Origin of the sequence: Klebsiella sp. C360, from assembly GCF_048822415.1 — a bacterium.
Lineage (GTDB): Bacteria > Pseudomonadota > Gammaproteobacteria > Enterobacterales > Enterobacteriaceae > Klebsiella > Klebsiella quasipneumoniae.
On sequence record NZ_JBMEZZ010000002.1, the window covers coordinates 359,224 to 370,400 of the forward strand.

Annotated in this window: 11 protein-coding genes and 1 tRNA gene; 4 read left to right on the top strand and 8 right to left on the bottom strand. The window is 58.8% G+C overall.

Annotation, left to right across the window (positions count from 1 at the left end; genetic code table 11):
* Positions 1-54: 54 nt before the first annotated feature.
* A complete protein-coding gene (gene mqo / locus ACOI7D_RS07775; RefSeq protein ID WP_023290475.1) occupies positions 55-1,689 on the top strand; it encodes a malate dehydrogenase (quinone) in 1,635 nt (544 codons plus the stop codon).
* A gap of 55 nt (positions 1,690-1,744) precedes the next feature.
* On the opposite strand, the gene eco is transcribed toward mqo, so the two are convergent.
* The 5 genes from eco to ACOI7D_RS07800 form a co-directional block, all read right to left on the bottom strand.
* The gene (eco, locus tag ACOI7D_RS07780) at positions 1,745-2,236 is read right to left on the bottom strand and encodes a serine protease inhibitor ecotin (RefSeq protein ID WP_023290474.1); all 492 of its coding nucleotides are present in this window, start codon (positions 2,234-2,236) and stop codon (positions 1,745-1,747) included.
* Between the two features lie 174 nt (positions 2,237-2,410).
* Positions 2,411-3,520: an AI-2E family transporter gene (locus tag ACOI7D_RS07785; protein WP_048336221.1), complete on the bottom strand. Its 1,110-nt coding sequence runs from the start codon at positions 3,518-3,520 to the stop codon at positions 2,411-2,413.
* Between the two features lie 187 nt (positions 3,521-3,707).
* Positions 3,708-3,784 (bottom strand) — tRNA-Pro (locus tag ACOI7D_RS07790).
* A gap of 76 nt (positions 3,785-3,860) precedes the next feature.
* Positions 3,861-5,621: an LPS biosynthesis-modulating metalloenzyme YejM gene (yejM, locus tag ACOI7D_RS07795; protein WP_049013176.1), complete on the bottom strand. Its 1,761-nt coding sequence runs from the start codon at positions 5,619-5,621 to the stop codon at positions 3,861-3,863.
* Positions 5,622-5,639: 18 nt separating this feature from the next.
* Positions 5,640-5,867, bottom strand: coding sequence for a YejL family protein (locus tag ACOI7D_RS07800; RefSeq protein ID WP_004195346.1), 228 nt, complete (start codon positions 5,865-5,867; stop codon positions 5,640-5,642).
* A gap of 186 nt (positions 5,868-6,053) precedes the next feature.
* Here ACOI7D_RS07800 and yejK point away from each other — a divergent pair, with 186 nt between their 5' ends.
* Positions 6,054-7,061: a nucleoid-associated protein YejK gene (yejK, locus tag ACOI7D_RS07805; RefSeq protein ID WP_004144267.1), complete on the top strand. Its 1,008-nt coding sequence runs from the start codon at positions 6,054-6,056 to the stop codon at positions 7,059-7,061.
* Between the two features lie 13 nt (positions 7,062-7,074).
* On the opposite strand, the gene ACOI7D_RS07810 is transcribed toward yejK, so the two are convergent.
* On the bottom strand, positions 7,075-7,842 hold the full coding sequence (locus ACOI7D_RS07810; RefSeq protein ID WP_044524236.1) for a DeoR/GlpR family DNA-binding transcription regulator: 768 nt from the start codon (positions 7,840-7,842) through the stop codon (positions 7,075-7,077).
* An 81-nt stretch (positions 7,843-7,923) separates the two neighbouring features.
* On the opposite strand from ACOI7D_RS07810, the gene ACOI7D_RS07815 reads away from it, so the two are divergent.
* The gene (locus ACOI7D_RS07815; RefSeq protein WP_281166472.1) at positions 7,924-8,520 is read left to right on the top strand and encodes an NUDIX domain-containing protein; all 597 of its coding nucleotides are present in this window, start codon (positions 7,924-7,926) and stop codon (positions 8,518-8,520) included.
* A gap of 20 nt (positions 8,521-8,540) precedes the next feature.
* Here the strand turns inward: ACOI7D_RS07815 and ACOI7D_RS07820 are convergent, their stop codons facing one another.
* Positions 8,541-9,827 carry a serine hydrolase domain-containing protein gene (locus ACOI7D_RS07820; RefSeq protein WP_049013173.1) on the bottom strand — a complete coding sequence of 429 codons (1,287 nt, stop codon included), beginning with the start codon at positions 9,825-9,827 and terminating at the stop codon, positions 8,541-8,543.
* A gap of 103 nt (positions 9,828-9,930) precedes the next feature.
* Between ACOI7D_RS07820 and ACOI7D_RS07825 the strand changes: the two genes are divergently transcribed.
* The gene (locus ACOI7D_RS07825; protein WP_050533202.1) at positions 9,931-10,818 is read left to right on the top strand and encodes a LysR family transcriptional regulator; all 888 of its coding nucleotides are present in this window, start codon (positions 9,931-9,933) and stop codon (positions 10,816-10,818) included.
* Positions 10,819-10,876: 58 nt separating this feature from the next.
* Here the strand turns inward: ACOI7D_RS07825 and rplY are convergent, their stop codons facing one another.
* Positions 10,877-11,161, bottom strand: coding sequence for a 50S ribosomal protein L25 (gene rplY, locus ACOI7D_RS07830; protein ID WP_004201664.1), 285 nt, complete (start codon positions 11,159-11,161; stop codon positions 10,877-10,879).
* Positions 11,162-11,177: the final 16 nt, after the last annotated feature.

The window sequence follows — 11,177 nt, forward strand, 5'->3', positions numbered from 1 at the left end:
AATCGTATCACCTGCGCTAAATAAAAACAGCGAGTAAAGTAAGGCTCAAATCCGATGAATAAAAAGATGGCCGTACCACGCTCACAGGCGGTTGGTCCCAACAGCACTCGGACCAACACCCGCCATGAGCAAGAGACGGATGTATTGTTGATTGGCGGCGGCATTATGAGCGCCACACTGGGAACCTGGCTGCAGGAGCTTGAGCCAGACTGGTCTATTACCATGGTTGAGCAGATGTCCAGCGTGGCGGAAGAGAGCTCAAACGGGTGGAACAATGCGGGGACCGGCCACGCGGCGCTGATGGAGCTGAACTACACGCCGCAGACCGCCAACGGCATCAATATCGACAAAGCGGTCGACATCAACGAAGCCTTCCACATCTCGCGTCAGTTCTGGGCGCATCAGGTGACGCGCGGCGTCCTGAACAAACCAAAATCATTCATTAACAGCGTGCCGCACATGAGCTTTGTGTGGGGCGAAGATAACGTCAACTTCCTGCGCGCGCGCTATGCGGCGCTGCAGCAGAGCGAACTGTTCCGCGGCATTCGTTACTCTGAAGACCATCAGCAGATCAAAGCCTGGGCGCCGCTGGTGATGGAAGGTCGCGACCCGCTGCAAAAAGTGGCCGCCACCCGTACGGAAGTGGGAACCGACGTCAACTATGGCGAAATCACCCGCCAGCTGATCGCCAGCCTGCAAAAGCATGATAATTTCTCCCTCCAGTTGGGCACCGTGGTGCGTCGCTTCAAGCGCAACGCCGACAAGAGCTGGACGGTCACCCTCGCGGATGCCGACAACCGTCGTCAGAAGCGGGTTATTAAAGCCAAATTTATCTTTATCGGCGCCGGCGGCGCGGCGCTGACCCTGCTGCAGGAAACCGGCATTCCGCAGGCCAAAGAGTATGCGGGCTTCCCGGTCGGCGGCCAGTTCCTGGTCTGCGAAAATCCGGAGGTGGTAAACCACCATCTGGCGAAGGTTTACGGCCAGGCCGAAGTGGGCGCGCCGCCGATGTCGGTGCCGCACATCGATACCCGTATTATCGACGGTAAACGCGTGGTGCTGTTCGGGCCGTTCGCGACCTTCTCGACCCGCTTCCTGAAGAACGGTTCGCTGTGGGATCTGCTGGCCTCGACCAATACCTCGAATATCCTGCCGATGCTCAACGTCGGCCTGGACAACTTCGATCTGGTGAAATATCTGATTAGCCAGGTGATGCAGAAAGATAAAGATCGTCTGGCCGCGCTGTGCGAATACTATCCGGAAGCGCGGAAAGAGGACTGGCGGTTGTGGCAGGCCGGTCAGCGCGTGCAGATCATCAAGCGCGATGCGAAGAAGGGCGGGGTACTCCGCCTGGGCACCGAAGTGGTCAGCGATGACGAAGGCACCGTCGCGGCGCTGCTCGGCGCATCGCCAGGCGCCTCCACCGCGGCGCCTATCATGCTGCAGCTGATGGAAAAAGTGTTTAAGGACAAAGTTAATTCGCCGGAATGGCAGGCCAGGCTGAAGGCGATCATCCCGACCTACGGTATTCGCCTTGATGGTAACCCGGCGGAGATTGAGAAAGCGCTGGCGTGGACCAGTGAAGTGCTGGAGCTGAAATATGAGCCAGCCGCGGCGATGGATAAAGCCCCGCAGGCGGAGCTGAAGCCGCTGAGCGGCGGCAAGCCGATAGCGGATATCGCGCTCTGACAAAAACGGCAGCCTGCGGGCTGCCGTTTTTTTATTGCCGTTTTAATGGCGCGCCTTAGCGGACCTCGGCGTTACCGATAGTCTCCTCCGCGCGCCAGATGCGATATTTCACATCGACATTGGTCGGCGTGTAGACGACGATCGGCAGCTTGCTGTTGTAGCGCAGCATGGCGTCATCGCCGAGGCCGGCAGTCACAAATTTCTTCGTTTTCTTGCCGTCCGGGCAGGCCATCATGGTGGATACCGGGCCGCTCAGCTTATCAAAAACATAGTAGTCATAACCCCAGCCTTCCAGGGTTTTGCTTTCCAGCTCCCCGCCAAGACGATGGTGGTTGCAGTCAACTTCCAGCGTCTGGCCGATCATCAGCTCAACCTTCAGCGCCGATTCATCCTGCTGCTGCGGCAGCTGAATAACCTGACGCTTCATGCCTTTTTCCGCTTTCGGGAACGGCGCGACTTTTTCCAGCGGCTGGTCTGCGGCCAGGGCGCCGGCGGACATGCAGGCGGCGGTCAGCAGAGAAACGGCTAGCGTAGTGATTTTTTTCACGGTTGATCATCCTTTATTTTCGTTCCTGACAGAGATAGCCTATCATCACTTTGCTAAATGTTAAGATTTATTTACCAATTTTTGCAAAATGAATAGTGTTATCTACTGGTAAGACGTCGGCCGCGCAGAGCGCAACAGGAGCGCTGGCAGGCCGCCAGAGGCCTGCCGGTGAAATTATTCATTACGGCTATTTTTCGCTTCCTCAATAAATTCTTCATCGATTTCATCAGTGTTGCCAGCGTGTTCCCGCCCCGACAGCAAATTCCAGCAGGCGATAAACAAGGCGGCGATCAGCGGGCCGATAACAAAGCCGTTAATACCGTAGATCTCCATGCCGCCGAGGGTGGCGATGAGGATCAGATAGTCCGGCATCCTGGTATCCTTGCCCACCAGCAGCGGACGCAGAATGTTGTCCACCAGGCCAATCACAATGACAAAGAAGCCGACGATAAAGGCGCCCTGCCACAGCTGGCCGGTGGCAAAAAGGTAAATCGCCGCCGGCACCCAGATAATGGCCGAGCCTACCGCCGGGATAAGCGACAGGAACGCCATCAGCGCGCCCCAGAGAATGCTGCCGTCCAGACCGGCGATCCAGAAGGCAAAGCCGCCCAGCGCCCCCTGCGCCAGCGCCACGGCGACGGTGCCTTTTACCGTGGCGCGGGCCACCGCGGCGAACTTAGCGAACAGGTGCTGCTTCACGTAGCTGGATAACGGCAGAGACTCGAGGATCAACAGCACCAGGTGAGGGCCATCCTTCAGCAGGAAGAACAGCAGGTAGAGCATAATGCCGAAGCTGACGGTGAAGCCAAAGGTGCCTTTACCAATCAGAAACGCGCTGCCGGCCAGATACTGGCCGCCTTTCAGGGCGACATCGGAGAGCTGCTGCTGGATCTGCTGCGCGCTATCCAGGTTATGTTCGGCGAGGAAGCTTCTGGCCCAGCCGGGGAGGTGGGCGATCAGGCTGGCGACCACCGTCGGAAACTGGGTATCGTTATGCTGCAGTTTGCTGTACACCACGTTCAGCTCGTAGGCCAGTGACGACAGGATAATCGCCAGCGGCGTGAACACGATAAGGCAGATAATGACGATGGTCATCAGCGCCGCAAGGCCGTTACGTTCGCCGAGGCGGGTGCGCATCTTGTTTTTGACCGGATTGAAAATCACCGCGAGGATGGCGGCCCAGAGGATGGCGGAATAATAGGGTGAGAGAACATCAAAAAAGGCCAGGGTTACAATGAAGACGATAAGGATGAAAAATCCTTTGGTAAGTCCATTAACTCTCATGTCATCCGCTCCTGCTTATGAGTTATACAGTCGAATGATAGATGCTACGACGTAATTTACCATCAGGATAGTCGTACTCTATACGCTGTGGCGCGGAAAGGGCACAAATTCAACGAGCTGAGGGGAACAAGCGTAAAAGAGGGGCATAAAAAAACCAGCCTTAAAAGGCTGGTTTCTCAGGGATTTTTGGTCGGCACGAGAGGATTTGAACCTCCGACCCCCGACACCCCATGACGGTGCGCTACCAGGCTGCGCTACGTGCCGACGCGTGGGGAACAATATTACTCGTTCCCCAGGCGAATGCAAGCGGGTCGCGCGCGATTGATTCATAATTAATCAATCAGTTAGCGATAAAGCGTTTTTCATCGGTCAGGACCTGCAGCAACAGGCTGAGCTGCGGTTTCTGATCTTTGATTTTCTCACCGTCGCGGCTCCATGTGGTATAGGTGCCGTTATGGTTGAGGACCACGGTGATAGCCGGGGTGGTAATGGCCAGCGTATCGCCGTTGGCCGCGGTGACCCAGTTCCGACGCCGCGCGGCGCTGAACAGATCTTCCCCCTGCGAATACTCATTGGCCGGCGTCGACACGTGAAGCAGGCGCTGCATCAGCGTGGTCATCACATCTTTGTTATCGGTCAGGGTGGCAATTTCCTGGGCCGGCGTGCCCGGCCAGTGAATAACCAGCGGCACCTGCAGCTGCTCGCGCGACCAGTCGAACGGGTCGTGTTTGACGTTAAGCGGCTTGCCGTGGCCGCCGGTGATAATGACCACCGTATTATCGAGCTTGCCGGCTTCGCGCAGCGCGGTCAGCACCCGATCGATCTGGGCATCAACGTCGCCTGCCGCCTTGCTATAACGGCGGACAAAGCCCTGCTGCTGCGTATCGTCGAGGGTGGTGCCATTGAGCGAGACCCACGAGAACCAGCGATTCTCATCCTGCGCGTAACGGTCCAGCCAGCCGATCCACTGATTGGCGGTCTGCTCGTCGCTCTGGGTCTTCGCGCTCGGCAGCGAGAAGTCGGAGAGCAGCGCCTGGCGATACAGCGGGCTGCTAAACCCATCGGAAGAGAACAGGCCCAGCTGGTAGCCCTGCTGGTTGAGAGCGGTGATCAGCGCCGCGGGAATACGCGCCGAGAGGACGCCGTCCATATAGCCTGGCGAAATGCCGTAGAACAGGCCAAACAGGCCGCTGTCGGCGGTATTGCCCGAGCTCATATGCTGGGTAAAATTCACGTTTTCTTTGGCAAACGCCGCCAGCGCCGGCATCGTTTTTTCAAACCGCGAGTAGTTCAGGTTGTCGACGGTGATCAGTAGCACGTTATAGCCCGCGCCGAGGTCGCGGTAGCGCAGGTTACTGAGCGGATACTGGACCGATACCGCCTCCGGCGCCCCTTGCTCCACCAGGCGACGCTGATAATCCTGGGCGTCGAGCAGGCCATGTTTCTCAAGGAAACGACGGGCGGTCATCGGATAAGAAAGCGGTAGATTCGCTCGCTGCATGGTGATCGGGCGATAAAAATTGGCATCCGCCCAGATATAGACCAGGTGGCTGCTGATGAACGACAAAAAGAAGAACCAGGCGACCGGGCGGGCATAATGGCGGCGACGCGTCAGGCTGCGCAGCTTTTGCCAGCTCCAGGTGGCGAAGAGCATTTCAATCAAAAAGATGACCGGGACGCTGATAAACATCAGCTGCCAGTCGCGCGCCATCTCATTCTGGTCAGGGTTGATGACCAGCTCCCAGACCACCGGGTTTAAATGAAGATGAAAGCGGGTAAAGACCTCGCTGTCTATCAGCAGCAGCGTCATCCCGGCGGTGGCAAGGATCACCGACAGGAAGCGCATCAGGCGCTGCGAGACCACGATAAAGGTCAACGGAAAGAGGATCAGCACATAGCTGGTAAACACCAGGAAGCTGAAGTGCCCGACGAGACTGACGTACGAAAAGAGTCGTCCGGCAAGCGTCGTCGGCCAGTCGGCGACAAAAAGGTAGCGGCTGCCGAGCACCATGGCCAACAACATGTTGAACAGGGCGAACCAGTGCCCCCAGCTAACCATCTGGGAGACTTTTTCTCGGTAGGGCTGACGTAGAGTCACCATATACTGTTGCTGTTATCCTTAATGCGCTGGATCGTCGTTAATCGAAGATTGCAAAGCCTGCGCGAAAGAACGGGCGATGGCCTGACGCTGCGCCGGCGCGACGCTACTGTTGATCAGGTTGGTCACCATATTGCCTAACACCATCAGTGAAAGGTCAACCGGGGCTTTGTGTGATTCCAGGACGTTCGTCAGCTCGCTGAGCAACTGTTCGACCTGTTGATCGCTATAGCGGGAAATTTGCGGCATAAACTCAAAATCTGTTTGTTCGTGAAAGGGCAACATATTACCGTAGCAGCAGCTTTTTTTCCGCATTTTTTCGCCGCGGCGCAAAAGCGCACCGATCGTCAGTCATGACGTCGAAATGTGTGGCGCCAGTTGCGTCGGCAACCCGGCGGTGGTTGAATACCGCCCGGTCTAAAAGGAGAGTTTAACATGAGTCTGGATATCGACCAGATTGCCCTGCATCAGTTAATCAAACGTGATGAACAAAATCTGGAGCTGGTGCTGCGCGAGTCACTGCTGGAGCCGAACGCGACGGTCGTCGAGATGATGGCTGAACTGCACCGGGTTTATAGCGCCAAAAGCAAAGCCTATGGCTTGTTCAATGAAGAGAGCGAACTGGCGCAGGCGCTGCGCCTGCAGCGTCAGGGGGAAGAGGAGTTTCTGGCGTTCAGCCGCGCGGCGACCGGCCGCCTGCGCGATGAGCTGGCGAAATACCCGTTCGCCGAAGGGGGCATTGTCCTCTTCTGTCAGTATCGTTACCTGGCGGTCGAGTATCTGCTGGTGGCGGTGCTCAATAACCTGAGCAGCATGCGCGTCAACGAAGAGCTGGATATCCGCTCGACCCATTATCTGGATATTAACCATGCCGATATCGTCGCGCGCATCGATCTGACCGAGTGGGAAACCAACCCGGAGTCGACCCGCTACCTGACCTTCCTGAAAGGGCGGGTGGGGCGCAAAGTGGCCGATTTCTTCATGGATTTCCTCGGCGCCAGCGAAGGTCTCAACGCCAAAGCGCAGAACCGCGGCCTGCTGCAGGCGGTGGATGACTTTGCCGCCGACGCGCAGCTTGATAAATCCGAGCGACAGAATGTGCGTCAGCAGGTCTATGCTTACTGCAATGAACAGCTGCAGGCCGGGGAAGAGATTGAGCTGGAGTCGCTGTCCAAAGAGCTCGCCGGCGTCAGCGAAAAGAGCTTCCAGGAGTTCACCGCCGAGCAGGGCTACGAGCTGGAAGAGAGCTTCCCGGCGGATCGCAGCACCTTACGTCAGCTGACCAAGTTTGCCGGCAGCGGCGGCGGTTTGACCATTAACTTCGACGCGATGCTGCTGGGCGAACGCGTATTCTGGGATCCCGCCACCGATACCCTGACCATTAAGGGCACCCCGCCGAACCTGCGCGACCAGCTGCAGCGCCGGACGTCCGGCGGCAACTAAGCGCCACGCCCCGTCAGCGCGACCGCTGAACGGGGACGATCTCCACGCCGCTCTGCACCAGCCGCTGGCGCAGCGCGGCGTCGGGCTCCCCATCGACGATAAGCGTACTGGCGAGGTTCAGCTCGCCGATGGCAAAGGCCGACGCGGCGTTGAGCTTTTCCCGGGAGGCCATCACCACGGTTTCCGCGGCCCTGGCCGCCAGCGCGCGCTTGATGCCTGCCTCTTCATAATCACCGGTGGTAAAACCCGCTCGCGGGTGGACGCCGGTCACCCCCATAAAGAACACATCGGCGTTGATCCGCGCCATTGCTTCCAGCGTTTCAGGGCCGACGGCGACAACCGAATGCTTAAACACTTTGCCGCCGAGCAGGATCACCTCGATTCGCGGGTGATCGACCAGCGCCACGGCGATGCCGGGGCTGTGAGTGACCACCGTGCAGCTGAGGTCGGCGGGTAATAAGCCGATCATCGCCGCGGTGGTGGTGCCGCCATCGACAATCACCACCTGTCCAGGCTGGATCAGGGCGGCGGCAGCGCGCGCTACCGCCTGTTTGGAGGCGATTTGCACGCTTTTGCGTGTTTCAATAGGGGCGATGGCGGCAGAGACGGGCAGCGCCCCGCCGTGGACCCGCTGCAGTTTTCCTTCCGCCGCCAGCTCGCGCAGATCGCGGCGAATGGAGTCCTCAGAGACGTTAAACCGTTGGCTCAGCTCCCCGGACATCACCTGTTTTTCCTCCGCAAGGATCTGCAGGATTTGCTGTTTTCGTTGACTGGCGAGCATGATTTTTCCTTCACGAGTGATCTTGTTTATGCACGATTATGCATGTTATGGTGCCTGCTGTCATCTGAAAGGGGATATAACATGCAAACTCACGCACCGCACGTCCGACACGTTCGCGAGACGCTGCTCTCTGATAACTGGTGCACGCTGAAAAAATATACCTTTGAACTGCAGCGCCGGGACGGACGCTGGCAGGAGCAGAGCCGCGAGGCCTACGATCGCGGCAACGGCGCGGTCATTTTACTCTACAACCGGGAAAAGCGGACGGTGGTCCTGACCCGTCAGTTCCGTTTTCCGGTGTTTACTCACGGTCACGACGGATATCTCATTGAAGCGGCGGCCGGGCTGTTGGATAACGCCTCGCCGGAGGCGCGGATCGTTGCCGAAGCGGAAGAGGAGACCGGCTTTCGGGTGACGCGCATCGAGCCCCTCTTCACCGTCTTTATGAGCCCCGGATCTGTCACCGAAAAACTCTACTTTTTTATCGCCGAATATCAGGCCGATGACCGGCAGGGAGACGGCGGCGGGCTGGCGGCGGAAGGTGAGGACATTGAAGTGCTGGAGTGGCCGCTGGCGCGGGCGCTGCAGGCCATTCGCGATGGCGAGATCATGGATGCCAAAACCATTATCCTGCTGCAGCACCTGGCGCTGAATGCCGACACGCTCCTCGCCGGCTGAGCGGCAAGGAGGAGGGAGGGTTAACGCAGCTCGCGGGCAATGGCGCTGTACATCAGCGCCGCTTCCAACGGCTGGGCGTTAAAGGAGGGTTCCGCCTGCGGCCAGGTCGACCACTGGACGATCACCAGGTGTTCCGCGCGGTTCACCATGATCACCTGGCCGTAGATCCCCAGCGCCCACAGCGAGTCTTTCAGCCCTTCCTGCGGCGTCGGCTGGACGTTTTGCGCATTCGCCGGAATGGCGTTATTCCACCACTGATAGCCGTAGATACCTTGCGGATGCGCCGCCGAGACCGAGTTTAGCGCAGTGGTCCAGCTTGCGGCCTGATCGAACCAGCCCGCCGGCACCAGCTGTTTGCCGTTGCTTAACCGACCATCGCGGGCGACGAATTCGCCGAAGCGGCCCCAGTCTTCAAGGGTGGCGTTAAAACCGTGGGCGCCGACATCGTGCTTCCCTTGCTGATAAGCATGCCATACGCCGTCGTGGGCCATCCCGGCGGGCCGCCACAGCGACTGCTCAAGCCAGGCGGCTAGCGACATGCCGGTGGCGCGCTCCAGGATATCGCCCAGCAGCCAGGCGCCGCCGGAAGAGTAGGACCACTGCTCGCCCGCCGGATGTTTGCGCGCCAGGCCGGTGACGATCTTGCGCACGCAGGCATAGGCCCCGGGCTGCGCCTCGCACTGGGTCAGGCGGGCGAAGTGCGACTGCGGGTCGGTGTAGTCTTCATTCCATTCCACACCGCTGGTGTGCTGCATCAACTGTTTCAGCGTCACGCCGTCCCAGGCGGTGCCTTTCAGTTCGGGTTCATAAACGGTAATCAGATCATCGAGGGAGTGGATCTTACCCTGCTGAATGGCGATGCCCACCAGCGTCGAGACCACCGATTTTCCCACCGAGCGTGAGGTCCACAGGGTGGTATCGGTGTTGCCGTCGCCAAGATATTTCCAGGCGACTTTGCCGTCTTTCAGCACCAGCATACCGCTGACGTTCTCGCGCTTCAGGTAATCCTGCAGGGTCCAGGTGTGGCCGTTGAGGGTATAGCGGGCATCGGTCAATTGTTTTTCAGCGCGTTCCAGCGGCGCCGAGGCGCCGTGGCGGAAAACATCGCCGGCATAGTTGCGATAGTCATTTCGAAAGCCAATCACGCGTGAAGTCTGATCCCAGCTGAGCATATCTTTGGCGGCGGGTAGCGTTTGGTCGTAAGGCGTTGGGCAGACATCCAGCGTCAGGTCGCCGCAGCGTTGTGCCATTGCCGCGGCCGGCAGCGCCGCCAGGATTAACGCCAGGGCCAGTGGTTTTCTTATCATCATCCTTTCCTCGTTTGCCATAGATTCGCATCGCAGTATATAAATCGGCGCGCGGCGGCTAAAATCAGCAAAGGGGGGATTTTCCCCCGCAAGGGAGAGAAGGATGAAAACCCTGCAGTATTCTTTCGCGCAGATTGAAGCATTCGCCACCATCGCCGAGACCGGCAGCCTGTCGCGGGCGGCCATTCGGTTAGGTAAAGACCGAACCACGCTGCGCGATCTGCTGGACTATCTGGAAGATGCGCTGGGCTATCGGCTGTTCAGCCGGGAAGGGCGTACCCTGACCTTAACCGCCGAAGGGGAGCAGCTTTTTCGTCAGGCGCATCTGCTGTTGCGCCAGGCGCAGGCTTTCGAGTCTTTTGCGCAAACGCTGCCGCAAACCGCCGGGCAGGCGCTGCGTCTGGTGTACGATCCCTTTATCCCACGTGATTTTCTCTGCGCGCTGGCCGATACGCTGGCCCGGCGGCAGATCCGGTTAAGCTGCTGGAGCGCCTCGCGGCGCGAAGCCGAGCAGGCGCTGAGCGATGGCGTGGCGGATATGGCGATGTGCCAGGCCAACAACCGCACGCTGGGCAGCGAAATGGAGTGGCGGGCGCTCGGCACCGTGGATCTGCGTTTCTACGCGGCGGACCGCCTGTTCCGGGATGCCGCGCGGCCGCTGACGCTGCTCAATCTGTCGTTAACGCCGCAGCTGGTGATGCACCGGCGCAGCGACGATCAGATTGCCCGCCGGCTGCAGATCTCCGGCCATACGCTGTATATGAACGAAATTACCCTGCTGCGCCATGCGATGGAGCAGGGGAGGGGCTGGGGGTTTTTACCGGACCATTTGCGGCCAGGCGAGTGGCGGGGAGTCGGTGAAATCGCGACGGAGGTCGGCAGTCAGGGGCTGAACGTCACCATGGTGATGCTCTGGCTGCCCGGAATGAATAAGCACCGGCTGCTGAGCGACATCGTGGACGAGGCGCCGGCGCTTTGGCGGCGCGGATAACAAAACGCCCCGGAGCCGAAGACCCCGGGGCGCTTGCCATACAACTTGCTATCGGCGATTACGCGCGAACGAAGTCGATGTGAGTCAGTTTCGGCTTGAACGCGTGGCGCTGAACAGCCTGAACTTTGACTTTTTCTTCTTTGCCATCAACAACGACGGTCAGAACTTCGCCGTAAAACTCAGCTTTATCCTGCATGTTCCAAACTTTGTCGTGGTCCAGTTCGATAGCAACCGGAGCAGCTTCGCCACCGTAGATGATTGCCGGGAACTTGTTAGCTGCGCGCAGGCGGCGGCTCGCACCCTTACCCTGCTCTTTACGTACTTCTGCGTTGATAGTAAACATTGATGTCTCTCTATAT